Origin of the sequence: Anaeromyxobacter oryzisoli (assembly GCF_022690765.1) — a bacterium.
GTDB classification, from domain to species: domain Bacteria; phylum Myxococcota; class Myxococcia; order Myxococcales; family Anaeromyxobacteraceae; genus Anaeromyxobacter; species Anaeromyxobacter oryzisoli.
This window is the reverse complement of the sequence record NZ_JALCZA010000033.1, coordinates 1-26,038: the sequence shown is the minus strand read 5'-3', so window position 1 is coordinate 26,038 and position 26,038 is coordinate 1. Positions and strand designations below refer to the sequence as shown.

Here is a 26,038-nt window from a genome sequence, read left to right as displayed (position 1 = left end):
TAGGCTCGCGACGCCATGCCCGTGAAGCCGGTCCGCGACGTCTCCCCGAAGGCCCTGGAGGGCGAGGAGAAGCTGGAGCAGTCGCTCCGCCCCGCCACGTTCGAGGACTACGTCGGCCAGGCGAAGATCGTCGAGAACGTCCGCGTCTACGCGGCGGCGGCCAAGCGGCGCGGGGAGGCGCTCGACCACGTCCTCCTGTCCGGGCCGCCCGGGCTCGGCAAGACCTCCCTCGCCTACATCCTGGCCCACGAGCTCGGGGTCACGCTGCACGTCACGAGCGGCCCCGCCCTGGTGAAGAAGGGGGACCTCGCCGGCCTCCTCACGGCCCTCGCGCCCCGGGACATCCTCTTCATCGACGAGATCCACCGGCTCTCGCCGGCGGTGGAGGAGGCGCTCTACCCGGCGATGGAGGACTTCCGGTTCGACGTGGTCCTCGGGGCGGGGCTCGGCGCGCAGACGATGGAGATGAAGCTCGAGCGCTTCACCCTCGTGGGCGCGACCACGCGGACCGGCCTCCTCGCGAGCCCGCTCCGGGACCGGTTCCCGATCCAGGAGCGGCTCGAGTACTACGGGGCGGCGGAGCTCCGCGAGATCGCCGTCCGCGCCGCGCGGAAGCTCGCGCTCCCGGTGGAGCCCGACGGCGCCGAGGAGCTGGCGCGGCGGGCCCGGGGCACGCCCCGGATCGCGATCCGGCTCCTCCAGCGCGCCCGGGACTTCGCGCAGGTCGAGGGCGACGGGCGGCTCAGCCGGGAGATCGTCGAGCGGACGCTCTCGCGCCTCGAGGTGGACTCCCGCGGGCTCGACGCGATGGACCGTCGCATCCTCGCGTCGGTCATCGACACGTTCGGCGGCGGCCCGGTCGGCATCGACGCGGTGGCCGCGGCGGTGGGCGAGGAGGGCGACACGATCGAGGACGTCTACGAGCCGTTCCTCGTCCGCGAGGGCTTCCTCGCGCGCACGCCCCGCGGCCGGGTCGCGCTGCCGGCGGCGTTCACGCACCTCGGGCGGGAGCGGCCGCGCGGGAAGCAGGAGGGGCTGCTGTAGCTCCCTCACCACACCAGGAGGGGCTGCTGTAGCCCCCTCACCACACCAGCCGGCGCGCCCGCCACGTGGGGCGCCGGCCCATGATCCGCACGAGCAGCCACCCGGTCACGAACCCGCCGATGTGCGCGAAGAGCGCCACGCCGGTGTTCCCGCCGAACGCCACGGAGAGCACCTGGAGCAGGAACCAGGCGCCGATGAAGAAGCCGGCGGGGATCGGGACGATCCGGACGAAGACGAGGACGATGACGAGGGTCGTGACGCGGGCGCGGGGGAAGAGGACCATGTACGCCGCCAGCACGCCGGCGATCGCGCCGCTCGCGCCCACCATCGGGACGAACAGGTCGCCGGTCATCGCGGAGGAGACCACCTGGACGAGCGCCGCGACGACGCCGCAGGCGAGGTAGAAGACGGTGAACCGGAGGCGCCCGAGCGCGTCCTCGACGTTGTTCCCGAAGATCCAGAGGAACAGCATGTTCGAGGCGATGTGCACGAACCCCCCGTGAAGGAACATGCCCGTCACGATCGTGAAGGGCGGCGGCACGATGTCGCGGTACTCGACATCGGTCAGCCTGAGGATCTCGTAGGGCACGACCCCGCCGCGGAACGCGCTGAGCTGGAGCTGCCGCTCGATGAACCCGAGGGCGTCGCCGGAGGCGAACGCGGCGGGGAGCCCGGGCAGATCGATCTGCCACAGGAACGCGAGGACGTTCGCGGCGATGAGGAGGATCGTGACGATCGGCGTTCGATCGAGCGGGTTGTCGTCGCTGAGGGGGATCACGCCGTCTGTCCTCGGCCGCTCATGCTATAAGCGCCCGCCTTCGAGGTGTGGGCCGAACCTCCGGTCTGACATGCATGTCGCGGTTCGGGGCTCGATCGATCAGGTCTTCGACACCTCCGGGGGACGGCGTGGCGAAGCAGGCGGGCATCGTATCAAAAACTCCCGATAAATCGGGCCGTTGTGGTGGCCCCCGACTCGGGAGCGAGGACGCGCGGCAGGCGCTGGCTGGCACGTCGATTGCTCAAGTGGGGCGCCGGGCGCGTCGCCCACGGACGGACACTGGAAAATGGCTCACTGGAAACAGCGGACGGTTGCGAAGCGGGTCTCGTGCACGGGCATCGGCCTCCACTCCGGCCGCCCCGCGACGCTGACGCTCGCCCCCGCGGCGGCGGATGCCGGCATCACGTTCGTCCGCATGGATCTCGGGATCGAGATCCCGGCGCGGAACGAGCTCGTCGTGGACACGATGCTGTCGACCAGCGTCGCCGTGGGCAAGGCCCGCGTCTCCACGGTCGAGCACGTCATGGCGGCGCTCCACGGGATGGGGATCGACAACTGCCGGGTCGAGGTGGACGGGCCCGAGATCCCGATCCTCGACGGCTCCGCCGCGCCGTTCGTCTGCCTCGTGCACGAGGCGGGCGTGAAGGAGCTCTCGGCCGGGAGGCGCTACCTCGTGGTGGACCGGGCGGTGGAGCTGCGCGACGGCGACAAGGTCGCGCGCCTCGAGCCCTCCGACGCCTTCTCGGTGGAGTTCACCGCCGACTTCGGCCACCCGCTCATCACGAACCAGTCGTTCCGGGTGACGCTCACCGATCGGTCCTTCGAGCGCGAGATCGCGCGCGCCCGCACCTTCTGCTTCTTGAGGGACATCGAGCGGATGCAGGCGATGGGGCTGGCCCGGGGCGGCAGCCTCGAGAACGCCATCGTCGTGGACGACTTCTCGATCCTGAACCCCGAGGGGCTGCGCTTCCCCGACGAGTTCGCGCGCCACAAGGTGCTCGACGCAGTCGGCGATCTCGCGCTGCTCGGCATGCCCGTCGTCGGCGCGTTCTCGGCCACGAAGAGCGGGCACGCGATGAACCAGGCGCTCGTGAAGAAGGTCCTCGCGGAGGCCTCCTCGCACCGCGTGGTCCGCGTGAGCGCCGAGGCGGACGCACCGTCGATCCACGCCCGCGTCCCCGTCGCCGTCCCGGGCGGCCAGATCGCCTGATCGGGCACCCGCGGACGACCGAGCGGCGGAGGCGCGCTCGACGCGAGCGGCGGCGCGTCCCACCGTGACATCGGCGCCCCTCCCCGGACCCCTTCGGTGAGCCGTCCGGCGGCGCGGGCCTGGGCCCCGGCGAGGCCGCGAGCGAGCCTCGCTCCGCGTCGGGCGCGTGGCCATCGTCCACCGGTGCACGTCGAGCGGACGGGGCGGAGGCTCGCGATCGGACAGGGGGCGTTCTACCTGGCGGCCGGGATCTGGCCGCTCCTCGACGAGGCGGGCTTCGAGGCGGTCACCGGGCCGAACGGCGGCGAGGAGGCGATCGCATGACCCGGACCTGCGAGGTCTGCGGGAACGCGAGCGAGCGCGTGCTCGAGATCGCGGTCGGCGGGAAGCCGCACGTGTTCGACAGCTTCGAGTGCGCCATCCAGGCGCTCGCGCCCCGGTGCGCCCACTGCGCCTGCCGGATCATGGGGCACGGGATCGAGGCGGAGGGGCGCGTGTTCTGCTGCGCGCACTGCGCTGGACGCGTCGTCGCGACGGAGGACGCCGGGCTCGCCTAGCCGAGCGCGAGGTTCCGAGCCGGGGGGCAGCCAGCCGGGGGCCTGCGCGGCGATCCGGGGCAGGCGGGCCCGGCCTCGAGCCTCAAGCCCGAGCCCGCGCCGGCCGCGCCGGCTGCACGGCGCGCTCGACCAGGCGCTTCGCGAGCGTGCTGGCGGCGGCGACCGCGAGCGCCCTCGCCACCTTGCCCGGGAGGCTCGGCTCCGACGACGCGACCCGCTCCGGGTGCTCGAGGAGGCGGGCGAGCGCACGCCGGGCCTCGCGGGCGCGGACCGTCGGTCGCCGCCGCTCGCGGCGCGAGCGGACGGCGAACGCGATGAGGCCGCCGACGGCGATCGCGGCCAGGCCGGCCACCACCGCGACGACCGCGGGGTGCCGGCGGACCTGGAGCCCGAGATCGAGCGCCTCGTGGCGCCTCCGATCGAGCTCCGCCACGAGCGTTCCCAGCTCGCCGCGGAGCGTCTCGATCTCGCCGGAGACGCGCCGCACGTCCTCCGAGGCGCTCATCACGCGAGCCGCTCCTTCGCCCATCGCACGTCCTCCTCGACGGAGCGGCGCGTCGCGCCGAGGGGCTTCCGGACGCGCTTCGCCCACCCCCAGAGCCCGACGGCGGTGCCCACCGCGAGCACCACCGCCGCCACGACCAGCGCGGCCCCCCAGCCCGGGAGCACGCCGGCCTCGGCGAGGGCGAAGACCACCGCCGTGAGGAGGAGCTGCACCGTGAAGACCCCGCACAGGCCGGCCACGCCCATCCCGCTCGCCATCTTGATCTCGGCGCGCAGATCGGCCCGGACCTCCGCCTTCGCGAGCTCCACCTCCTTGCGGACGAGCGCGCTCGCCTTGCGGGCGACCTCGGTGACGAGATCGCGGGTCGTCAGCTCGCGCACCGCCGTCCCCGGCGGCGGCGGTCCCGCGGCGGTCCCCGGCTGGTCGCTCGCGCCCATGGCTCCTCCGCGCGCCCGGCCGGTCGCCGGCGCACGGGGACAAGGTGCTCCCGCGCTGCGCGCCGCGCATCGGCCGCTCGCGGGGCGATCGGCGGGCCGTCGCGCCGCCGCGCGGTGCGGGCGGCGGGCCGGCGGCCGGGTGTCATGCGCCTCTCGGTTGGGTCAGCCCGTCGCGAGGCACACGATGCCGTCGCCGAGCCGGGGCACACGACGACGGAGCAGCGCAGGCGATTCGAAGTTCCGTTCGCCCTGAGTCCTTCGACTCCGCTGCCTGCGGCAGCTCCGCTCAGGACAGGCTCCGGCGCGCGCTGCGCGCCGGAGTCGAAGGGCGAGCAGCGGACGGGGGAGTCTCAGCCCAATCGAGCGGCGCTTTCAGGCCCGCCGCTTCCGGGGGCGCTTCGAGGCGACGGTGCGCGCCGCCTGGGGAGGCGCGCTGCGCCGCGCGGCGCGTGCCGGGCGGGCCGCCGCGCGCTCCTCCTCGCCGCCGGCCCCGGCCGCCTTCCCCCCTCCGCGGGCGGCCGCGAGGCTCGCGGCGAGCGCGTCGGCGAGGCTCACCACCTGCGCCGGACCGGCCTCCGGCTGCGGCGCCTCGATGGCCTGCCCCTCCGCCTTCCGCTCGACGAGCTCGAGGATCCGCTGCCTGCGCAGGTCGGGGTACCTCTCCGGGTCGAACGGGCCCGCGAGGGAGGCGACGAGCTGCTCCGCCATCGCGAGCTCGCGCTCCGAGGGCTGCCCACCGGCCTCGGGGAGCTCCAGCGAGGAGGCCGGGACGATCTCGTCGGCGCGGTTCATGGTCGAGAGCGCGAGCGCCTCCTCGCCCGAGGGGCGCACGCAGCAGAGCGACTCACGCGTCCGCAGCACCGCGGTGGCGATGCCCACCTTGCCGGCGCGCCGCATCGCCTGGCCGAGGAGCCGGTAGGCCTTCGCCGCGCTCCGCTCGGGCACGAGGTAGTAGGTGCTCTCGAAGAAGACCGGGTCGATGCCGGCGAGCTCCACGAAGTCGTGGATCTCGATCGTGCGCGTCGCCTTCGGATCGTACGCCTCGAGCTCCTCGCGGGTGACCGTGACGTACCGGTTCGCCCCCACCTCGAAGCCCTTCACGACGTGCTCGTAGGGGACCTCCCGGTCCTCCACCTCGCAGAACCGCCTGAGGCGGATCCGCCCGCCGTCGGCGTCGTGGAGCATGTGGAAGCGCACGTCCTTCGGCGAGACCGCGCCGAACAGCTTCACCGGGATGTTCACCAGCCCGAAGGACAGGGACCCGCTCCAGATCGCCCTCGCCATGCGCGCCTCCCGCGGGAACGATCCGTCCCCGGCCGGGCGACGGCAACGCGCGCTGCGCGTGGCGGGTGGGGCGCCTCTCCCGCCGCGCGCGACGTGCGCCGCCAGGAGCTCGACGGGCGCGGGGGTCGCCATCGGAGGGCGCGGGCGCTCGCTCGCTCACGCGGCGCCGGGATCGACCGCGCCGCGCGACGGCTCCACGTCCACGCCGAAGTAGCGGAACATCCGGAGCTGGTGCTGGCGCAGGCCGCGGAGGACGAGCCTCCGCTCGGTGTGGGCGAGCCCTTGAGCGAGGGTCGCGACGCCGAGGTCGGCGAACTCGCGCACGAGGCTGAAGTCCAGGATCAGCTCGCGTCCCCGCTCCGCCTCCACGCGGCGGGCGAGCTCGAGGGCCGCGGCCCGGTCGAAGGTGCCCGCGAGGCGGAGGACCGTGCGCTCCCCCTCGCGCTCGCGCTCGAAGGTGCAGCCGCCGGCCATCTCGACCTCCCGAAGGCCTCCAGCGCGACGGCGCGCCGGCCCGGCAGGGCGCGGCCTCGCTCGACGACTCGCGGGGGCTCCGAGGCCGATGGTTCTCACGCCCCGCGATCGCCGCAACGCCGGAGGAGGGGCCGCGCGTGACCGCGCCCCTGGCCCGGCGACGGACCGCCGCGGGAGGGCCCGCGCGCGGGGATCACCAGGAGCCGAAGCGGCGGCGGGCCTCGGCGGCGAGGGCGTCGCGGTGGGCCGGGTGCGCGACCGCGATGAGGGCCGCGGCGCGCTGCCGGAGGTTCTTCCCGAAGAGATCGGCGATGCCGTACTCCGTCACCACGAAGTGCACGTGGGCCCGGGTCGTCACCACGCCCGCGCCCGGCTTCAGGAACGAGACGATGCGGGTCTCGCCGGTCGAGGTCGTGGACGGGAGCGCGATGATCGGCTTCCCGCCCTCGGAGAGGGCCGCCCCGCGGATGAAGTCCATCTGCCCGCCCACGCCGGAGTAGAGGCGATCGCCGATCGAGTCGGCGCACACCTGGCCGGTGAGGTCCACCTCGATGGCGCTGTTGATCGCGGTGACCTTGGTGTTCCGCCGGATCACCGCGGTGTCGTTCACGTACGCGATGTCGAGCATCGCGACGAGCGGGTTGTCGTCCAGGAAGTCGTACAGGCGCCGGGTGCCGAGCGCGAAGCCGCCCACGATCTTCCCGGGGTGGACCCGCTTCATCTCGCCGGTGATGACGCCCTTCTCGACCAGGTCCACGATCCCGTCGGAGAGCATCTCGGTGTGGATGCCGAGCCGCTGGTGATCGCCGAGCGCGGCCAGGGTCGCCTGCGGGATCGCGCCGATGCCGAGCTGGAGGCAGGCGCCGTCGTCCACCAGCTCCGCGCAGTGGCTCCCGATGGCCTGCTCCACCGCGCTGATGGGGAGGGCGGGCAGCTCGTGGATGGGCTCGTCCACGTCCACGAGGTAGTCGATCGCGTCGAGGTGGATGAGGCCGTCGCCGTGCGTCCGCGGCATCCGCGGGTTCACCTGGGCGATCACCGTGCGCGCGGTCTGCACCGCGGCCCGCGACACGTCCACCGAGACGCCGAGCGAGCAGTAGCCGTGGCGGTCGGGCGGCGAGACGTGGACGAGCGCCACGTCCAGCGGGAGGATGCCCGCGCGGAAGAGGCGCGGCACCTCGGAGAGGAAGACGGGGAGGTAGTCGGCGCGGCCCTCGTCCACCGCCGCGCGGACGTTGGCGCCGACGAAGAGCGCGTTCAGGCGGAAGCTCCTGGCGTGCTCCGGCGCCGCGTAAGGCGCGTCGCCCTCGGTGTGGAGGGAGACGATCTCCACGACGCGCAGCTCCCCGGCGCGCGCGGTGAGCGCGTCGATGAGGCGGCGCGGCGCGGCGGCCACGCTGTGGACGAACACCCGGTCGCCCGACTTGACGACGGCGACGGCTTCCTCGGCGGAGACCTTGCGGCTCATCGCGACCGGCGCTCCTCTCGTTGGCCCCCCGGGGCGGCGCCCAGTGTAGCAGCGGCCCGGGGGCGCCGCGCAACCGCGACCCGCGCCGGTCACTCCCGGGGCGGCGTGGACGAAGCGGAGCGCCCTCGGCCGAGCTCGCCGGAGCCGGCCCGCACGTCGGGCGCGAGCACGTACAGCCGGCTGGGATCCACCTTCGCGGGCGGCGGGCCTTCCGGGAGCCGGATCCGGTACCGGCACTCGCGCCGGTGATCGGCGTGCTGGCGCTCGGGGTCGTACACGCTGCCGAACTTCCAGAGCATCCGCACGAAGTTGGTCTGGCCGTGCGCCAGGTGCCTCGCCGCGATCGCGAAGGTGCCGCGGAGCGCCGCCCAGCCGAGGTGCTTCTTGTCGAGCACCTGCTGCGTGCGGACCAGCTCCCGGTAGAACGTCTCGAGCGGGAGCCGGGTCGGCAGGACCGCGTGCTGGACGTCGAAGAGACGGTAGTCGCGCGTGGTGAGCCGCGCCGACTCCGCGTGCCAGGTCTCCGTCCCCGGGTACGGCGTGTTCACGGTGAGGTGCACGATCTCGGGGACGGACAGCGCCCACTCGCGCACGGCCGCGAACCGCCGCTCGTCCCAGCTCGGATCCGCGATGACGTTCACGGCCACCGTGATCCCGAGCGCCCTCGCGACCTCCAGCGCCTCGAAGCTCTTGCCGAGCGTGACGCGCTTGCGGTGGGCGGCGAGCCCCTCCTCGTCGATCGCCTCCAGCCCCAGGAACATGTACTCGAGCCCGAGCCGCTTCCAGTACTGGAACACCTCCCTGTTGCGGAGGAGCACGTCCCCGCGGGTCTCGAGGTAGTACCGCTTCCTGATGCGGCGCCGGTCCACCTGCTCGGCGATCGCGTACCCGTGCTCGGGGTGGACGAAGGCCACGTCGTCCACGATGAAGGCCCCGGGCTCGCGGACGCTCGCCAGGTCCTCCGCGGCCCGCTCGGCGGCGACCTTGCGGTAGCTGCGGCCGTAGAACGTCCAGGCGCTGCAGAACGTGCAGTCCCACGGACAGCCGCGGGTGAACTCGACCGACGCGCACGGGTCCAGCACGCCGATGAAGTACTTCCTCCGTCGCGCGAGCAGGTCGCGCGCCGGTGCGATCCGGCCGAGCTCGCCGATCAGGCTCGGGGCGGGGCCCTGTCCCGCCGGCGTGCTGACGCCGGGCAGCCGATGCAGCTCGGACCGGCCGCGCGCCGCGGCCTCGAGCAGCTCCGGCGTGATCGCCTCGCCCTCGCCGCGCACCACGCAGTCGAGCGCCCCGGCCGCCTGATCGAGGAGCTCGGGGGCCGTGAACGACGCGCTGTGTCCGCCCGCGAAGACGAAGCACTCCGGCAGCCGCGCGCGCGTCGCCTTCGCCAGCTCCACCACCTCCGGGACGTTCGCGAGGTAGTTCAGGGAGAACCCGACCGCCTCCGGGGACCACTCGTCCAGGGCGCGGAGGTAGTCGCGGTGGTGGAACACCTGCAGGTCGAGCAGGCGCACCTCGTGGCCCGCGTGTCGCGCCGCCTGCGCCACCAGCTCGAGCCCCAGTGGCTCGAGCCGCAGGAAGATCTCCGAGTACATCAGCGAGCTGGGGTGGACGAACAGGACCTTCAAGGCGGCCTCCCCGCGCTGCGAGCTGCGTCCCTCGCGGTGAGAGACGGTGACGGCGAACGATGCACCACCCCGGCCGCGCGCGTCGGGGCCCAGGGGGAGTGCGCCGTCTCGTCGCCCCCGGCCGTGGATGGTCCCGCACGCCGGGGCCCTCGCCCGCGAGCCCGCGGGGGCTGCGACGACGCAGCGTGACGATCGAGCTCATCGCGCCGGGGTGCGCCGGGCCCACAGCGGGTAGTCGAGGCCGGCGAGCCGGTTGATGACGATGGCCTGCAAGGTGAGGACGGCGACCGCCACCTCGATCACCACGAGGTGGGCGGGGCGGGTCACGATGCCCAGCGAGACGATCAAGGTCGTCGCGCCGGCCGGCGGGTGCGGGCACCGGAAGAGGATCATCCCTGCCCCCGTCGCCGCGATGGAGAGCGCGGAGGCGAGGACGCGCTCCAGGTCCACGCCCGTCGCGAGCGCGGGCGGCGCGTGCGCGAGGCCGAAGGCCCACAGCGCCCCGTACCCGCAGACGATGCCGACGGCGTGTCCGTAGATCGTGTTGCGCGGCGAGGAGGCGGGCGTCGTCGGGCTGAAGAACAGCAGGAAGGCGGTGGGGCCGAGGGAGGGGAAGACGAACGGCGTCCGCGACAGCATCGCGACCGCGGCGAGCAGGCCCACGCTCGTGAAGCCGTTCACGAACACGAACGCGGCCCAGACCCGCCGCTCCGGGAACCGGTGGAGCAGCGAGGCGAGCCGCAGTCGCGCCGCGAGCCCCCGCATGGCGGTGGGCTCTTCCGGCTCGAGCGGGCCGCTCCTCCCTCGCCCCGGCGATTCGGCGTGCACGTGTCCTCGGCGGACCTCCGCTTCGCCCGTGAACGTGTCGGGCGCGCTGCGCCGCCGCAACCAAAGCTCCGGCCCCCGCGCGGAGACCGGCCAGCTCGGTGAGTTGACCCAGGGGCGAACCTCGTCGCGAGGCGACCGTCGGGCGTCCCCGATCGCGCCGAAAGGGGGCGCCCGCAGCGGGCCGGAGTCGAGGACGACGGAGCGCGGGTCGCCGGCGGACGGGGGGACCCGCCCGCGGTGGCCCCGGCGGAGCGGTCGCATGCGCCCCGACACGTGGCCTCGACAGCCCACATCTTTGTGTACCAACGTCATGGGACGCACGCGATGGGAGGCACGAGTCGAGAGGCATTCGAAGCGGTGACGGCTGCCTTCGCGTCGCTCGGCCGCGTGTGCCTGGCGCTCGACACCCGGTTCCAGATCCGCCACCTCTCGCCGAAGCTCGACGATCTGCTCGGCGCCGGCGCGGCGAGCCGGTACGAGGGACGCGCCGCCGAGGAGCTGCTCGGCTCCGAGCTGTTCGGCGCCGCGGGCTCCATCCGCGAGGCGCTCGCCGCCGGGGAGCGGCGCGAGGCCTGGCGCGCCTGGCTCGAGCGGGAGGCGGAGGGGGCGCGCCTGGTCTCGGTCTCGGCGGCGCCGCTCCTGCACGTCTCCGGCGCGTGCGACCCCGAGGCGGCCTACCTCGTCGTGCTCCGCCCCGCGGACGAGGACGAGGTCGCGTCGAAGGGAGTGCCCACGTCGTTCGCCGGGCTGATCGCGCGCTCCCGGCCCATGATGGAGGTCCTGCGGCTCGTCGAGCGGCTGCAGCACTCGGACGTCTCGGTGCTCGTGACGGGGGAGAGCGGCGTGGGGAAGGGCGTGATCGCGCAGGCCATCCACGCGAACTCGCTCCGACGCGACGGGCCGCTGGTCTCCGTGAACTGCGCGGCGCTCCCGGACTCGCTGCTGGAGAGCGAGCTGTTCGGCCACGTCCGCGGCGCCTTCACGGGCGCGGTGCGCGATCGGATCGGGCGGTTCGAGCTGGCGGCGGGGGGAACGCTCTTCCTCGACGAGATCGGCGATCTGCCGCTGCACCTGCAGGCGAAGCTGCTCCGGGTCCTGCAGGACCGCACGTTCGAGCGCGTCGGGGAGAGCCGGTCGATCGTCGCCGACGTCCGGGTCGTCGCCGCCACGCACCGCGATCTCCGGTGGGCGGTGGAGGCAGGCCGGTTCCGGGAGGATCTCCTCTATCGGCTGCGCGTCTTCCCCATCGAGATCCCGCCCCTGCGCGAGCGACGCGAGGACATCGAGCCGCTCGCGCGCTACCTGCTCGCCCGGATCGGACGGCGCGTCGGGCGGACCCTGCGGCTCTCCCCGGCCGCGAGGCGCGCCCTCATCGCCTACGACTGGCCAGGGAACGTCCGGGAGCTCGAGAACGCGCTCGAGTACGCTGCCACGGTCGCGCAGGGGTACACGCTCGAACGCGCCGACCTGCCGCGCGACGTCGGCGCGCCGCCCGCGGAGGCGGAGGCGAGCCCGCCGGGGCGCGTCGCGGGGCAGGCGGTCCGCGCGGTGTGCTCGCCGTCGCTGCCCGAGTCGGACGAGGCCGCCGGGTCGCGACGACCCGGGCGCGAGACGCCCACGCGCGCGGAGATCGTCGCGGCGCTCGAGAACTGCCGCTGGCGCATCACCGACGCCGCGCGCTCGCTGACGATCTCGCGCACGACGCTCTGGCGCTGGATGCGCGAGCTCGGCATCGGCCGCTGAAACCGCGCGTCGCGCACCTGGAACGCGACGTTCCGGGTGACGTTTCGCGGACCCGGTGTGCGCACCCCTGGGTCGGTGTCAACCCGCCGCGATCACGGGCATGCGCCCGCTGGCACGCCTCGCGCTTTGGAGCGCGCGTGGGAAGGGGGTGGATCGCCGTCGGGTGCCGGTCACGGGCGAGCCTCACTTACGGATCGGACGACAGGAGCTGGGATGGCCAGGACGACGGTATTGCACCTCGCGGGAGCACTGGCGGTGCTCGCCGCGACAGCGTGCGGAGGCTCGGCGGAGAGCGGGTCCCCGCAGCAGCTCGCCTCGGCTGCGTCGGCGAAGGGCAAGGGCGGGAACGGCGGGGGCGGCGCCGGGACTAGCACGGTCACGGGCGTCGTGAAGGACATCGCGACCGGCGCGCCGCTCGCGGGGGTGACGATCTCCGACGGGACGCACAGCGCGACGACCTCCAGCGCCGGCGCGTACACGCTCTCGAGTACGGCGACGGGCACGGCGACGCTCACGGCGACCGGGAACGGCTACCTGCAGACGTCGCAGCTCGTGACGGTGTCCTCGAGCGCGACGAGCACCGTGGACTGGGCCCTCACCCGCTCCTACGGCACCCAGAAGATCCCGGCCGCGAACATGTCCACGGTCGTCCTCGCGTGGAACGACCTCGGCATGCACTGCGACCAGGACGACTACTCGTACTTCATGGTCCTGCCGCCCTACAACACGCTGCACGCGCAGGTGATCCAGCGCGGGGGCGACTCGAGCGGCTTCACGGTGAGCTACGCCTTCCCGAAGAAGACCGACTCCACCCTCCACACGAACTTCTGGAGCTACGCCGCGCAGTACGGCTACCCCGTGGCGCCCAACGTCGGCATCTCCGGGACCCCGCTCGCCGGCGACATGCAGCCGGATCCGAACGGCCACGGCTACATCGCGCAGGGCATCCCGGTGACGCCCTATGACGACGACGGCACGTGGGATCCGTACGGGACGGCGACGCTCACGGTGAAGGACTCGACGGGGAAGGTGGTGCAGACCGCCACGGTGGTGGCGCCGGTCTCGACCGAGATGATGTGCGCGAACTGCCACGGGACCACGAACCCGCAGCTCGACATCCTGCAGAAGCACGACAGCCTGAGCGGCACCTCGCTCGCCGCGGATCACGCGGCCGGGAAGGTCCACGCCTGCTCGGAGTGCCACTCGGACAACGCGCTCGGCGCGCCGGGCAAGGCGGGGGTGGAGAGCCTCTCGCTCGCGATGCACAACTTCCACAAGGACAAGATGTCGACGACGTCCGTCGCGGCGAGCACCACCCCCGACTGCTACAACTGCCACCCCGGGCCGAAGACCCAGTGCCTCCGGGGCATCATGGCGCGCGCGGGCAAGACCTGCCACGACTGCCACGGCGACATGAACGCCATGACGAGCGGCCTCCAGGGCGGTCGCCAGCCGTGGCTCCAGGAGCCCCGGTGCGGCGGCTGTCACGACGCGAAGCACGCCGAGAGCTCCGGGACGCTCTATCGCAACTCCCTGCTGCAGAACTCGCCCTCGGGCGACATGAACGGTCGCTTCTACTGCGAGGCGTGCCACAACGGCGCGCACGCCGAGCTGGCGACCGCGAACTCGGCGGACCCGACCATCCCGATGCAGCTCCAGGGCGACAACTACTGGATCTGGAGCTGCACCGTCTGCCACACGAGCCAGCCGCAGTCGTCGATGCACCGGTAGCGAATACGTAAAACAGAGGAGCTCCCGCCATGCCCGCTCTCCACCGTCCCATCGTGCGCATCCTCGCCAGCGTGTTCCTCCTCGCCGTCGGGGGCACGGCCTGCCATCGGACGGGGGACGGGCCGCGGGAGCTCCTCGATCGCTACTTCTCCACCGCCGTGCGGCAGGACTACGTCTCCACCTGGGCGTGCTACGACGAGAACTACCGGTCGAAGGTGTCCCGCGACGAGTACGTCCGGCACCGTCGCGAGGCGTCGCGGCTCCTCTCGTGGAAGACGTCGGCGCTCGAGCAGCACGGCGACACCGCCCGCGCCGAGGTCGAGCTGGTGTTCGCGCCGTCGCCGAGGCTCGGCCGCTCCGAGCCCGTCACCAGGAAGGTGGTGGAGGAGCTCGTGCGCGAGAGGGAGGGATGGCGCGTCAAGGTGTGGTGAGCCGGGGCCGGGGGCTGCCGCTCCGCGAGCGCGTCGAGGCGCGCCTCCCCACCTGTACGCACGTTCCGTCAACGTGGGGAGTGTTTCCCCGCTCAGGTGGGCGGGTGGGGACCCTGGGTGTCCCGGACCCCGCCGCGACAAGGGGTCGCGTCCCGCTGGTCGTCCCAAGATGTCACTGAACTCGCTTGCCTTTCCAGCCGCTCCGGCCCGGACGGAGGGAGCGCGTGGCGGGCCGCGAGTTGCACGCTCGCGGTGCTCGCCAGCGCGGCGCGAGACGACGACCACGGCGCAAGGAGAAGGCGAACGCGATGAAGAACCTCGGGATCGGCACACGGCTCGCCGCCGTGTTCGCGCTGCTCGTCGCCGTCGTCGCGTTCGTCGGCTGGCACGGCGTGGAGCGCCTCTCGAGGCAGCAGGAGTCGATCGACAAGGTGGCGGGCCCGCGCTGGGAGGAGACGGAGCAGGGCGTGAAGGGGCTGGAGCAGATCGGGCGGGAGACCGCGCTCGTCTCCGCCATCTTCCTCTCCCCCGACGTCGAGGCCGCCCGGAGCGGGATCTCCGGCGCCGACGCCGCAGACCGCGAGGCGGACGCGCTCGCGGGAGCGCTCCGCCAGCGGGTCGAGTCGTTCCGGTGCAAGCCCGGCATCGAGGCGATGCAGCAGGTCATCGACGCGCGGAAGCGCTTCGCCACGGCCTTCGACACGGCGCGCGCCCTGATCGAGCAGGGATCGCTCGAGGAGGCCCGCGCCCTCGCGAGGTCGGAGGTGCTCCCGCGGCTCGACGACGTCCAGCAGGCCTGGGCCGCGTTCTTCGCGCACGAGGGCGTCCACGTCCGGACCGCCGCGAACGACGTCGAGGCGGACTACGCCTCCGCCAGGGCCGTCACCGTCGCCCTGGTCGTCGTCTCGATCGTCGTGGTGGCCCTGCTCGCGATCTGGATCACCCGGAGCATCGTCGTCCCGCTCGCCGGCGCGATCTCGGCCGCGACGCGCATCTCAGACGGCGACTTGCGCGAGCCGATCCAGGTCACCTCGCGCGACGAGGTGGGGGCGCTCCAGGCGGCGATGCGCGCGATGGGCGAGAAGCTGGCCCAGGTGATCGGCGAGGTGAGGGGCGGCGCGGAGGCGCTCACGGCGGCCTCGTCGCAGGTGTCGGCGACCTCGCAGACGCTGTCGCGCGGCACGGGGGAGCAGGCGGCCAGCGTGGAGGAGACGACGGCGTCGCTCGAGGAGATGAGCGCGTCCATCACCCAGAACGCGGAGAGCTCGCGCGAGACGGAGCAGATGGCGAACGACGGGGCGCGGAAGGCGGACGAGAGCGGCAAGGCGGTGACCGAGACGGTGCGGGCGATGAGGTCGATCGCGGAGAAGATCTCCATCGTCGAGGAGATCGCGTACCAGACCAACCTGCTCGCGCTGAACGCGGCGATCGAGGCGGCGCGCGCCGGGGAGCACGGCCGCGGGTTCGCGGTGGTGGCGACCGAGGTGAGGAAGCTCGCCGAGCGTGCGCAGCGGGCGGCGAAGGACATCGGCGAGCTGGCCGGCTCCAGCGTGAGGGTGGCCGAGCGCAGCGGCGCCCTCATCGCGGAGCTCGTGCCGGCGATCCGGAAGACGGCGAGCCTGGTGCAGGAGGTGGCGTCGGCGTCGCAGGAGCAGAGCGCCGGGGTGAAGCAGGTCTCGAAGGCGATGGCGACGGTGGACGGCGTGACCCAGCGGAACGCGTCCGCGGCCGAGGAGCTCTCGAGCACGGCGGAGGAGCTGTCGTCGCAGGCCGAGGCGCTCCTCCAGGTCGTCGGGTTCTTCCAGGTGAGGGACGCGATCGGCGGCGCCCGCGTCGGCGCGTCGCCCGTCCCGACGGCGCCCGCGCCGAGGCCCGCGGCGGCGACCGTCGAGGAGCCGCGCCTCCCGGACTTGGTGGTGAAGCCCCGGAAGCGCACGCCGGGGGGCGACGGGAACGGCGGGTTCCAGCGCTTCTAGGTGGCGCCGCCGGGATCGGAGCGATCCTTCGCGGATCGCCTGAGGGTGATCTTCGTCCTGCGGAGAGGCGCGTTTCAGACCGCATCCGCTTGACTGGATGTTTGACCGTTATCTAGGATGCGTCCGCGATCAACGGGCGCATGACGCCGGGGGACCGTGAGGCACCACACCAAGGACAAACACATGAGAACACTTTCGGTCATCGTCGCCCTGCTCGCGCTCGCGCCGCGGGTCGAGGCGCAGCAGGAGCAGCAAGGCGTGAACGCGGCGCAGCCACGGAATGGGGGCGCCGCCGCTCCCGGCGAGGCGCAGCCGCAGGACGGGACGCCGGCCGCGGCCGGCGACGTGCAGCAGAAGAAGACGGAGCCGCCGCTGGGCGCGCGCGAGGCGGAGCAGGCGAGGAAGGAGACGCAGGCGCTCAACAAGGAGGAGCAGGTCCAGAAGAAGCAGGTGCAGGAGGTGAAGAAGCCCGAGCGCGGCACGTTCGTCGTCTCCGAGCGGAGCCGGATCAGCATCAGCGGGCGGGCCTGGGTCTCGACGGAGTCCGTGCGCGCGGTCGGGGCCACGGTCCCGTCCACCGACTACAAGCGCGTGTACCGGTTGAGCAACAACTCCTCGTTCCTGCGCTTCCGGGGAGAGTACGACCTCGGGACGGGCTGGCAGGCCTGGGCGCAGATCGAGCCGCAGGTCGCGTTGGACGGCATCTCCACCAACAGCAGCCCCTTCAACTCCACGCGGAACACGGCCTTCGGGCTCAAGACCCCGCTGGGCACGCTCGCCCTCGGGCGCTGGGATTCCCCGCTGAAGGACTCGACGATCTCGATCGATCCGTGGGCCGGAAACGGGCTCTTCGGGTACTACGACGTCTTCGGCCAGTCGATCGCGGGCTCGCAAACCAACTTCACGTCCGCGAACCGGTGGAACTCGCGCCTGTCGAACGGCATCCACTACTGGACGCCGAAGCTCGAGGGGTTCCAGGCCCGCGCGGCGGTGGTGGCGGGCGAGAAGCGCGTGACCACGGCGACGAGCGACTACCTGCCGTGGGTCGTCTCCGCCTCCCTGACGTTCGACAACGGCAGCCCGCTCTACGCCTCGGTGGCCTACGAGCGGCGCAAGGGCTGCAACCCGGACGACATCACGGCGTCCTGCGGCGGCGCGCTGCTCGGGGTGGACGGCTCGGACTGGGCCGCCCGCGCCGGCGTCGGCCTCAAGATCAAGGAGACGCACACGCGCGTGGGGCTCGCCTTCGAGCGCCTCGAGTCCAAGGCCGCTGGGGCCGCGGGGGCTCCGGAGCTGCGGCTCAAGAAGAGCTCCTACTTCGCGAGCCTGGTCCAGGGGCTGTTCGGTGACACCCACCAGCTCGTGCTCTCCGGCGGGGTCTCGCCGGACTACCAGGGCAACTTCCTGGCCGACAACGACGGCACCGGCGCGAAGTTCTTCACCGGGGCCTACCGCTACAACTGGACGAAGGACCTGTACCTCTTCGCCGCGTACACGCGGATCGAGAACAGGACGCGCGCGGTCTACCAGTTCGGAGCCAACGGATTCAAGGCGGGCGCGGGCGCAGACCCGGAGGGCGTCGTCGTCGGAAGCCAGTTCCTCTTCTGACGTTCGTCGTGATCGGGGCCGGAGGTCTGGAGACGGATCCAGGCTTCCGGCCCTGGTCGTCTTCGGCCTCCGGGGGCAGCGCTTCCAGCCTCGAGAGGACGCGACCCCGGCGCCGCGGGCCGATCAGGTCGCGACGCTGAACGTCGCGGCGGACGCGAAGCGGCGGAGCTCCTCGAGCGGCAGCGCGCCGGAGACGCGCTCCACCTCCTTGCCGTCGCGGAAGACGACGAGCGTGGGGATGGCCTGGATCCCGAAGCGCGCGCCGGCGGCGGGGTTCGCCTCGGTGTCGAGCTTCAGCACCACGAACCGTCCGGCCTGCTCGCGGGCGAACCGCTCGAGCACGGGGGCGAACGCGCGGCACGGCGCGCACCACGGCGCCCAGAAGTCCACCAGGACCGGGGCGGGGCTCGAGGCGACCGCGCGCTCGAGCGCGGCGAGGTCCACGTGGGCGGGGGGGCCCGAGGTGTCGAGGTCCGCCTTGCACTTGCCGCAGACGGGCTGGCGTTCCGGGACGAGCAGCGCCAGGCGGTTCATGGCGCCGCAGCTGGGGCAGCGGAAGATGAGGGGCGAAGACATGGACGCAAGATGGATCCGGGAGGCCCGGTGTCAAACGGGTCCGGGGACGGCGACGGTGTCCCGGAAGGGCCATCCGGCCGGCAGGGCGCCCGTTTCACGTCGGCGCGGAGGCGCGCGTCAGTGCGCCCGCTCGACGTCGGGTGCGTGCGGCAGGATCATCGGCCCGTCGGACCAGAGCGTGCCGCGCCAGTTCGAGATGACGTACTGCAGCTCGCCGCAGCTCGGGCAGGAGGCCTCGATGCGATCGTCGAGGGTCTTGTGGACCCACAGGAACCCGCGGCAGGGCCTCCGCCCGGGGCGGAGCGAGCACTCGACGAGCGTCAAACAGGAATCGCCGCGGTGCAGCGGGCCGCCGTACTCGACGAACCTCGCGATGGCGAGGGCGTGACGGCGGACGGGCGAGCCGGCCGGAGGGAGCTCGCCGTCGGGGAGGAAGTGCGTCGCGTCGACCACCTTGACCATGGCGGCGGTGTACCAGCGAACGCGACCTCCGGTCGAGTGGCTCGGGGCGACGGAGGCGTCGATCCGGACGGCGAGGGCGCGGGGCGTGCGAGCTCCTGGCGCGAGGCGCGGCCCGCCCCCGCGGCGGCGCGCGTCAGCGGAGCCTCTTCAGGAGCCAGGCCATGTTCTCGCCGAGCACCTTCATCGTCCGGAGCCCCTCCTCGTCCTTCTCCACGTCGCCCTTCTCCAGCCCCACGCCCACGTTCCAGTACGAGGACCCGGGCACGATCATCTGGTTGATCATGAAGAAGTGGTTCATCGTGTCGAAGGCGTGCGTCGAGCCCGCGCGCCGGACCGCGACCACCGCCGCGCCGACCTTGCGCCGGAACATGTCGCGGTTGGCCTTGGCGACGTAGCCGCACCGGTCGATGAGCGCCTTCATCTCCGTGGTCACGTCGGAGAAGTAGGTCGGGGAGCCGAGCAGGATGCCGTCGGCGGCGAGCATCTTCTCGATGCACGCGTTCACGACGTCGTCCTCCTTCGAGCAGCGCTGGGTCTGCAGCGCCGCGCACCGGCGGCAGCCCGTGCAGCCGTGCAGCGATTGGCCGCCGAGGGTGACCAGCTCGGTGGCGATGTCCGCCCGCTCGAGCTCGTCGAGGACGCGGCGGAGGAGGGTGGCGGTGTTGCCCTCCTTGCGCGAGCTGCCGTTGAACGCGACCACTCTCATGCGCGTGAGGAGAGCACAGGTCGAGGGCGTCGTCACGTGGCGCGCGCCCGCCGCGTCAGACCCCGTCGATATCTGGTCAATCGCCTTCGCTTCCGGAGCCCTCCATGCTCGCCTCCGCTGCGCGCCTCCCCACGCTCGTGGAGCGTCTCACCCCGGACGTCGTGTACGCCGCCTTCCGCGAGGAGGCGCTGGCCGACGGGCGCGACGCGGTCGAGCACGGGCGCGTGTCCCGCCCGGACCTGCGGCTCGCGCGGGCCGACGCCGTCGTCGTCGGCGGCGACCGGCGGGTCCGGCGCGCTCGCCTCACCTGGGGCGGCGAGGGGCTCTCCGCGTCGTGCACGTGCGGCGAACCGTGGTGCGGGCACGCCGCCGCGCTCGCGCTCCTCCTGATCGGCGACGTGCAGCTCGCGCCAGGCGAGGACGAGGAGGCGCTCGCGTCGCCGCGCGACGCCGAGCGACGCCGCCGCGAGTCGCGCGGGGCGTCCGAATTGTTCGAGATCCGGCGGCGGCCGAGCGGGCGGCACGCGCTCCTCGGGGAGTACCAGGTCGCGTCCCCGTCCTCACGCGCCTACGACGTGACGCTGCGCGCGCTCGACGACGCGCACAACGGCTGCACCTGCCCGGACTACGAGACGAACCTCCTCGGCACCTGCAAGCACATCGAGGCGGTGCTGCACCGCCTGCGCGCCGACGCACCCCGGCGCGTGGAGCGGGCGCTCGCCGAGGGTCCACGGGCGAGCTACCTCCACCTGGTGTTCGACCCGGCCGAATCGCTCGGGATCCGGCTCGCGGGCGCCGCGCGTCCGGTGGAGCGACGCCTGGCGGCACGCTTCTTCGGGACGGACGGCAGGCTGCGCGGCGCGCTCGAGGAGGCGTGGCCCGAGCTCGAGCGCGCCGCAATAGAGGCCGGCGTCGAGATCCCGCGGGAGGTGGCGCGCCTGGCCGAGCGGGCGGTCGAGGCCGGGCACCTCCAGCGGCGGCGCGAGGCGGTCGAGGCCGAGGTGCGCGCGGCCGGGGCGGAGCAGCCCGGCCTGCGGATGAAGCTCTACCCGTACCAGGTCGAGGGTGTGGCCTTCCTCGCCTCGCGCGGGCGCGCGCTCCTCGCCGACGAGATGGGGCTCGGGAAGACCGCCCAGGCCATCGCGGCGATGGTGCACCTCGGCCGGCGCGGCGAGGTGCGGCGCACGCTGATCGTCTGCCCGGCGTCGCTGAAGCACCAGTGGCTCCGCGAGCTCCTGCAGTTCACCGGCCTCGGCCCCGATGACGTCGCGGTGGTGGCGGGCCCCCGCGAGGCACGGCGGGCGAGCTACGTCGCGGCGCCGCCGGTGCTCGTCACGAGCTACGAGCTGGCCCGCGCCGACGAGCGCGAGCTCGCCGAGGTCGCGCCGGACCTCCTCGTCCTCGACGAGGCACAGCGCATCAAGAACTGGCGGACCCGAACCGCCGCCGTGGTGAAGGGGCTCGGGAGCCGCTTCGCCTTCGTCCTCACCGGCACGCCGCTCGAGAACCGGCTCGACGACCTCTACAGCCTCATGCAGGTGGTGGACCCGCACCTGTTCGGACCACTCTGGCGCTTCAACGAAGAGTTCACACGCCTCGACGAGAGCGGTCGCCCCAACGGCTACCGCAACCTGGATCGGCTCCGGGCGCGGATCGCGCCGGTGGTCGTGCGCCGCCGCAAGGAGGAGGTGCTCGCCGAGCTCCCGGCCCGGCTCGTCTCGCGGCTCACCGTGCCCATGACCCGCGCGCAACAGGAGATCCACGCGGACGCGGAGGAGCGCGTAGGGCGGCTCCTCGCGATCCAGAAGCGACGTCCGCTGTCTCCGATCGAGGAGCAACGCCTCATGCGCGCGTTCCAGCGGATGCGCATGGCGTGCGACGCGGCGGGTCTCGTGGACGGGGAGACCGTCGGCGCGCCCAAGCTCGAAGAGCTCGAGCGGCTGCTCGAGGAGATCTGCGTCGCGGGCGGCCGCAAGGTCGTCGTCTTCTCGGAGTGGGAGCGGATGCAGGCGCTCGCCGCGGAGAAGTGCGAGCGGTTGGGGATCGGGCACGTGCGGCTCCACGGCGGCGTGCCCTCGGGCGCGCGCGGCCGGCTCATCGATCGTTTCCGGGACGATCCGGGCTGCCAGGTCTTCCTCTCCACCGACGCGGGCGGGGTGGGGCTCAACCTCCAGGCGGCGAGCCACGTCGTGAACCTCGACCTGCCGTGGAACCCGGCGGTGCTCGCCCAGCGCATCGCCCGCGTCCACCGGCTCGGCCAGCGCGAGGCGGTGAACGTGGTCCTCCTCGTGTCGGAGGGCAGCTTCGAGGAGCGCCTGGAGAGGACGCTCGACGGGAAGCGCGCGCTGTCCGCCGCAGCCGTGGGGGACGATCGGGAGACGGTGGAGCTGGAGCGCTCGACCATGGCGCGCCGGATCGCGACCCTGCTCGCGGGCGAGTTCGCGGCCTCCACCGGTCGGCCCCCTGCCGCGGCGCCGCCGCCCGATCCCGTGGCGGCGATGCGCGAGCGGCTCGGCGACGCGCTCCAGCAGGTGCTCAGGCTCCCCGAGGGCCGCCTGGTCGGGGTGGTCCGCGGCGAGGCGCCGGCGGGGGCGGAGGCCGGAACGGACGGCGCCGTGCTGCTGCCGGCGCGCGCCGTCGAGGCGCTCGATCCCCTCGGGAGCTCCTCGCCGTTCGCCGGGGCCGAGGTCCTCTACCGCGCCGCGCCTGGCGGCGAAGCCACCGACGCCGCTCTCGCGTCGTGCCGGGAGCTGGTCGCCCTGGCCGAGCGCAAGCGGGCCGGCGCGGGTGCGCTCGTCGCGGCAGGCCAGCCGGGAGAAGCGCTCCGGCTGTTCCAGGACGCGATGAGCCTCGCGTGCCGGGCGCTCGACCCGCGCGGCGATCCCGGCGCCGACCCGGCGGCGCTCTTCGCGGCGGTCCACGCCCACCTCGTGCCGGGCGGGCTCCTCACCGAGGTGGAGGCGAACGCGCTGGCCCGCGCCGGCGAGGCGGCCCGCGCCTTCGCGGCGACCACGACGCCTCCGCCCGGGACGATCGTCGCCGCGATCGCCTCGGACGCCGGCGCGCTCGTCACCCGCGCCCGGGTCGCGCTGGCGCGCGCGCCGGCCTCCCGGGCCTCGCGCGCCGTCCCGGAGCCCGCTCGATCCTGAGCGCGCGATCGGCGCCGGCGCTTCAACCCACGATGAGCTCGTCGAGCGAGCGCTTCGGCACGTGGTGGCGCCCCGCGGCGTCCCGCCAGTACGCGGTGTCTCCGCTCTCGGGCAGCTCCTCCACGATCACCTCCTCGCGAGGGCGGCCGAGGGCGAGGACGAGCATCACCTCGAGGTGCTCGGGCAGGCCGAGCGCCTGCGCGAGCGCCGCCCGCTTGACGGCGCCGACGATGACCCCGCCGAGGCCCCGCTCGACCGCGCCGAGCAGCATCGTCTGCGCGACGATGCCGGGGTCGACGCCGAAGCCGGACTGGGCCTTCAGCCGCTGATCCCCGAGGATCACCACGTACGCGGCAGGCCGTTCACCCTGCGCGGGCCCGCCCCAGCCCCGGAGGCGGGCGGCGAAGGCGAGGTGCGGGAAGATCGCGGCGTTCCGCGCCGGGTCCGCGGACAGGAAGAACTTGAGCGGCTGGAAGTTCCCGGTGCTCGGCGCGAGGCGCGCGAGCGCGACGAGGTCGCGCAACGTCTCGAGGGGCACGGGTTCGTCCTCGTGGAACCGACGATAGCTGCGGTTCCGGGCCACGAGGTCGGCGAGGGACATGTGCGAGCGCTCCTGGGAGGGGGGAGAGGCGGCGTACGGTCGGGATCTCATCGATGATACTCCGCCGGATCCGCGTTGCGGCTCGATGCATGGCACCTTCGCCGGCGCGGCGCGGGGCGCCGGATCGCCCGAGGGCGTCGGCGTCCGAACCGGCGCGCCCTGCGGCGGCTCTCATCCAGCGCGGGAGCGTGCGCGTTCCGCGCGCGCCCGTGCCGATCACCATGGACGAGCTCGCCACCTTCGTCGATTGTGGGACGCTGACGCACGGGCACGCGTGCCCGCCGCTCGTGCTCGGGATCCGGGCGGGCTTCGTGGCGATGACCCGCCTCGGGGTCGGCCGCGCGCTCGATCGCGAGCTGTTCGCGTTCGTCGAGCTCGGGAGCGACCACTACGCCCAGGGGTTCGCGGACGGGATCCAGGTCGCGACCGGCTGCACGTTCGGCAAGGACCTCATCGTCCGGATCCCGCACGGCAAGGCGAGCGTGCGACTCGTGGACCAGGCGCGCGGGTGTGCGGTCCGGGTCGTCCCCCACCTCGACACGATCGCGAAGATCGAGGGCAGCGACTGGTTCCGGGTCTGCTCGTCGAGCGGCAAGTTCGCCGGGGACTGCGCGACCGTCGCCGGGACGGTCATCGAGGAGCTCCTCCAGGCCTCCGACGAGGCGCTCTTCACCGTGAGCCCGGTGTTCCCGCTCGGCATCGAGAACCCGAGCCGGACGTTCGAGACCGTCGAGTGCGACGCGTGCGGGGAGAGCGTCCTCGCCTCGTACGCACGCGAGCGCGACGGCCATCGGCTGTGCGTCGCGTGCGACGAGCGGCGCCGGATCGCGACGTACCAGCTCGCGGGGAGGACCCAGGCCGGCAGGAAGTGAGGTCGTGCCGTCTCCCGTCACGACGCGCCGTGGCGTCATGACGGCCGGCGGCGCCGCGTGGTAAGGACAGGGCCCGCCGCGCGCTCGAGCCGACCACCCCGGGACCGGCGCGACGGCACCGAGGTCTCCGTCTCCATGCACACCGAAGCCCAGGACCGCGCCTGCCGCGAGCGTCACGCCGCCCTCCTCGCCAACATCGCCGACCACGTGGCGGCGCACGCGCGCCGGGATCCGGACGGCCTCGCCCTCGTCGAGCACAACACGGGGGAGCGGGTCACCTGGAAGGCGCTCGACACGGCCGCGGACGCGTTCGCCGCGCTGCTGCTCCGGCGCGGGTACCGCAAGGGCGACCTCCTCGCGACCAGCCTGCCGCTCCTCAAGGAGCACGTGTTCCTGCTCCTCGCCTGCTACCGGATCGGCGTCGTGATGGCGCCGCTCGATCTCCGGCTCCGCGCGAGCGAGCTCCGCACCTGCTTCGAGAAGCTCCGGCCCAGGGGCTACCTCTACGCGGGCGCGCCGGCGCTCCTCCCGGTGATGCGCGAGCTCGTCGGCGCCTTCCCCGGGGTCGTGCACTGGGTGCAGTTCCAGAAGGAGCCCGCGGGGATCCTCCCGGGCGCCACCTGGGTGAAGGACTTCACCCGCGGCGTGAAGTCGGCCTACGTCGTGTCGCGGCTCCTCGGCACGGTGCGCCGCGCCCGCCGGAAGGTCTCCCGTCGCGACGGCTGCCTGGTCATCTTCACGACCGGCTCGACCGGCTCGCCGAAGGCGGCCCTCCTCTCGCACGAGAGCATCCTCACGCAGAACATCGGGCTCACGGTCGGGTTCGCGCTGCGCCCGGACGACCGGCTCCTCGTGAACCTCCCGCCCTCCCACGTCGGCTGCACGACCGAGCTCCTCGGGACCGCGCTGTACGCGGGCATCACCTCGGTCCTGCTCCACGTCTTCGACGCCGAGAAGAGCCTGGAGGCGATCCAGCAGCACCGGGTGACGGTGGTCGGCCAGATCCCCGCCCTCTTCAACATGGAGTGGAACCACCGCCGCTACGCGGAGCTCGACCTGTCCAGCCTGCGCGCGGCGATCTACGGCGGCCAGGGCGTGCCGCGGGCGTTCCTGGAGCGGCTGCGGAAGATGGCGCCGGAGATCGGCACGGGGCTCGGCCTCACCGAGACCTCCGGGTTCTGCACCTACACCAGGCCGGGCGCGAGCGCGGAGGACCTCGCGGCGGGGATCGGCCGCGACACGGCCCTCTGCCCCATCTCGATCCGCGCGCCGATGGGGCCGGACGGCGCCGCCGGCGCGGAGCTGCCCCCCGGCGAGATCGGCGAGGTCTGCTTCTCCGGGCCGCAGGTGTTCCTCGGCTACCTCGGGGACCCCGAGGCGACGGCGCGGGCGGTGTCGCGGGAGGGGATCCTCTACACGGGCGATCTCGGGACGTACGACGAGCGCGGGCTGCGCCTCGCGGGCCGCACCCAGCTCACCCTGAAGCCGAAGGGGTTCCAGGTGTTCCCCGGAGACGTGGAGGACGCCATCGTGACCGGGCTCGCCGGCCGGGTCACGGCCGCCGCCTGCGTCGGGGCGGAGCACGCGGTCTGGACCGAGGCGATCGTCGCCTTCGTCGAGGTCGCGCCCGGCGCCGCCGTCACCGCCGCCGAAGTACAGCGCGCCTGCGGCGCGGTCGCGTCGTACGCGCGCCCGAGCCACGTCGAGGTGTTGCCTCCGGGCGGCTTGCCGCTCAACCGCGTCGCGAAGACGGACTACCTCGTGCTGCGGGAGCGCGCGCGCGAGCTCGTCGAGGCGCTGCGGCGCGAGGGGAAGTGGGACGCGCGCGCCCGGGTCGCCTGAACGGCCGATGATGATTCGAGGACGAGCACGGGAGGGGCCCCACCGCAGGTGGGGAGGGGCAGCGCCCCTCCCCGCGGGACAGCGCGCGCCAGCGCGCGTGGGCCCCGCGGAGCCAGGGGTGGGGCCCC

At 73.5% G+C, this 26,038-nt stretch carries 24 protein-coding genes; 12 read left to right on the top strand and 12 right to left on the bottom strand.

Translation table 11 applies throughout. The features are described 5' to 3' along the window. Positions 1-15 precede the first annotated feature (15 nt). Entirely contained in the window at positions 16-1,044 is a 1,029-nt protein-coding gene (gene ruvB / locus MNZ27_RS12145) for a Holliday junction branch migration DNA helicase RuvB (protein WP_242394342.1), read from the top strand. Positions 1,045-1,081: 37 nt separating this feature from the next. On the opposite strand, the gene MNZ27_RS12140 is transcribed toward ruvB, so the two are convergent. Next, positions 1,082-1,822, bottom strand: coding sequence for a rhomboid family intramembrane serine protease (locus MNZ27_RS12140; RefSeq protein ID WP_242394341.1), 741 nt, complete (start codon positions 1,820-1,822; stop codon positions 1,082-1,084). 286 nt (positions 1,823-2,108) lie between these two features. Between MNZ27_RS12140 and lpxC the strand changes: the two genes are divergently transcribed. From lpxC to MNZ27_RS12125, 3 genes are all read left to right on the top strand, one after another. Continuing rightward, the gene (lpxC, locus tag MNZ27_RS12135; RefSeq protein ID WP_242394340.1) at positions 2,109-3,032 is read left to right on the top strand and encodes a UDP-3-O-acyl-N-acetylglucosamine deacetylase; all 924 of its coding nucleotides are present in this window, start codon (positions 2,109-2,111) and stop codon (positions 3,030-3,032) included. Positions 3,033-3,215: 183 nt separating this feature from the next. Beyond that, positions 3,216-3,356 carry a hypothetical protein gene (locus MNZ27_RS12130; RefSeq protein WP_242394339.1) on the top strand — a complete coding sequence of 47 codons (141 nt, stop codon included), beginning with the start codon at positions 3,216-3,218 and terminating at the stop codon, positions 3,354-3,356. Next, a complete protein-coding gene (locus MNZ27_RS12125; protein WP_242394338.1) occupies positions 3,353-3,589 on the top strand; it encodes a hypothetical protein in 237 nt (78 codons plus the stop codon). Before MNZ27_RS12130 ends, MNZ27_RS12125 begins: the two co-directional genes overlap by 4 nt. 82 nt (positions 3,590-3,671) lie before the next feature. Here MNZ27_RS12125 and MNZ27_RS12120 read toward each other — a convergent pair whose 3' ends face one another. The 7 genes from MNZ27_RS12120 to MNZ27_RS12090 form a co-directional block, all read right to left on the bottom strand. Next, complete coding sequence (locus MNZ27_RS12120) at positions 3,672-4,094, bottom strand: hypothetical protein (protein ID WP_242394337.1); 423 nt, start codon at positions 4,092-4,094, stop codon at positions 3,672-3,674. Then, on the bottom strand, positions 4,094-4,531 hold the full coding sequence (locus MNZ27_RS12115; protein ID WP_242394336.1) for a phage holin family protein: 438 nt from the start codon (positions 4,529-4,531) through the stop codon (positions 4,094-4,096). Before MNZ27_RS12115 ends, MNZ27_RS12120 begins: the two co-directional genes overlap by 1 nt. 372 nt (positions 4,532-4,903) lie before the next feature. Then, positions 4,904-5,815, bottom strand: a complete 912-nt coding sequence (gene ku / locus MNZ27_RS12110; RefSeq protein ID WP_242394335.1) for a non-homologous end joining protein Ku — start codon at positions 5,813-5,815, stop codon at positions 4,904-4,906. Between the two features lie 156 nt (positions 5,816-5,971). After that, positions 5,972-6,289: an STAS domain-containing protein gene (locus tag MNZ27_RS12105; protein WP_242394334.1), complete on the bottom strand. Its 318-nt coding sequence runs from the start codon at positions 6,287-6,289 to the stop codon at positions 5,972-5,974. Between the two features lie 193 nt (positions 6,290-6,482). Continuing rightward, positions 6,483-7,757, bottom strand: a complete 1,275-nt coding sequence (locus MNZ27_RS12100) for an acetyl-CoA hydrolase/transferase family protein (protein ID WP_242394333.1) — start codon at positions 7,755-7,757, stop codon at positions 6,483-6,485. 89 nt (positions 7,758-7,846) lie between these two features. Then, entirely contained in the window at positions 7,847-9,385 is a 1,539-nt protein-coding gene (hpnR, locus tag MNZ27_RS12095; protein WP_242394332.1) for a hopanoid C-3 methylase HpnR, read from the bottom strand. A gap of 198 nt (positions 9,386-9,583) precedes the next feature. Then, positions 9,584-10,150, bottom strand: coding sequence for an HPP family protein (locus tag MNZ27_RS12090; protein ID WP_242394331.1), 567 nt, complete (start codon positions 10,148-10,150; stop codon positions 9,584-9,586). 420 nt (positions 10,151-10,570) lie between these two features. Between MNZ27_RS12090 and MNZ27_RS12085 the strand changes: the two genes are divergently transcribed. The 5 genes from MNZ27_RS12085 to MNZ27_RS12065 all read left to right on the top strand — a co-directional run bounded on the left by MNZ27_RS12085 (position 10,571) and on the right by MNZ27_RS12065 (position 17,702). After that, positions 10,571-11,956 carry a sigma-54 interaction domain-containing protein gene (locus MNZ27_RS12085; RefSeq protein WP_242394330.1) on the top strand — a complete coding sequence of 462 codons (1,386 nt, stop codon included), beginning with the start codon at positions 10,571-10,573 and terminating at the stop codon, positions 11,954-11,956. 213 nt (positions 11,957-12,169) lie between these two features. Further along, a complete protein-coding gene (locus MNZ27_RS12080; protein ID WP_242394329.1) occupies positions 12,170-13,687 on the top strand; it encodes a carboxypeptidase-like regulatory domain-containing protein in 1,518 nt (505 codons plus the stop codon). A gap of 29 nt (positions 13,688-13,716) precedes the next feature. Beyond that, complete coding sequence (locus MNZ27_RS12075; RefSeq protein WP_242394328.1) at positions 13,717-14,118, top strand: hypothetical protein; 402 nt, start codon at positions 13,717-13,719, stop codon at positions 14,116-14,118. Between the two features lie 308 nt (positions 14,119-14,426). Then, positions 14,427-16,094: a methyl-accepting chemotaxis protein gene (locus tag MNZ27_RS12070; protein WP_242394327.1), complete on the top strand. Its 1,668-nt coding sequence runs from the start codon at positions 14,427-14,429 to the stop codon at positions 16,092-16,094. A 183-nt stretch (positions 16,095-16,277) separates the two neighbouring features. Then, positions 16,278-17,702, top strand: coding sequence for a porin (locus MNZ27_RS12065; RefSeq protein WP_242394326.1), 1,425 nt, complete (start codon positions 16,278-16,280; stop codon positions 17,700-17,702). Positions 17,703-17,825: 123 nt separating this feature from the next. Here MNZ27_RS12065 and trxA read toward each other — a convergent pair whose 3' ends face one another. The 3 genes from trxA to MNZ27_RS12050 form a co-directional block, all read right to left on the bottom strand. After that, a complete protein-coding gene (trxA, locus tag MNZ27_RS12060) occupies positions 17,826-18,278 on the bottom strand; it encodes a thioredoxin (protein ID WP_242394325.1) in 453 nt (150 codons plus the stop codon). A gap of 117 nt (positions 18,279-18,395) precedes the next feature. Further along, entirely contained in the window at positions 18,396-18,740 is a 345-nt protein-coding gene (locus MNZ27_RS12055; protein ID WP_242394324.1) for a hypothetical protein, read from the bottom strand. 133 nt (positions 18,741-18,873) lie between these two features. Continuing rightward, positions 18,874-19,446: a flavodoxin family protein gene (locus MNZ27_RS12050; RefSeq protein WP_242394323.1), complete on the bottom strand. Its 573-nt coding sequence runs from the start codon at positions 19,444-19,446 to the stop codon at positions 18,874-18,876. A 104-nt stretch (positions 19,447-19,550) separates the two neighbouring features. Between MNZ27_RS12050 and MNZ27_RS12045 the strand changes: the two genes are divergently transcribed. After that, positions 19,551-22,595 (top strand): DEAD/DEAH box helicase, encoded by a 3,045-nt coding sequence (locus MNZ27_RS12045; RefSeq protein WP_242394322.1) that lies wholly within the window; start codon positions 19,551-19,553, stop codon positions 22,593-22,595. 22 nt (positions 22,596-22,617) lie between these two features. On the opposite strand, the gene MNZ27_RS12040 is transcribed toward MNZ27_RS12045, so the two are convergent. Continuing rightward, positions 22,618-23,247 (bottom strand): nitroreductase family protein, encoded by a 630-nt coding sequence (locus MNZ27_RS12040; protein WP_242394321.1) that lies wholly within the window; start codon positions 23,245-23,247, stop codon positions 22,618-22,620. A 170-nt stretch (positions 23,248-23,417) separates the two neighbouring features. Here MNZ27_RS12040 and MNZ27_RS12035 point away from each other — a divergent pair, with 170 nt between their 5' ends. Both MNZ27_RS12035 and MNZ27_RS12030 read left to right on the top strand, forming a co-directional pair. Continuing rightward, complete coding sequence (locus tag MNZ27_RS12035; RefSeq protein WP_242394320.1) at positions 23,418-24,068, top strand: FmdE family protein; 651 nt, start codon at positions 23,418-23,420, stop codon at positions 24,066-24,068. Between the two features lie 135 nt (positions 24,069-24,203). Next, positions 24,204-25,910 (top strand): class I adenylate-forming enzyme family protein, encoded by a 1,707-nt coding sequence (locus tag MNZ27_RS12030; protein WP_242394319.1) that lies wholly within the window; start codon positions 24,204-24,206, stop codon positions 25,908-25,910. The last annotated feature ends 128 nt before the right edge of the window (positions 25,911-26,038 follow it).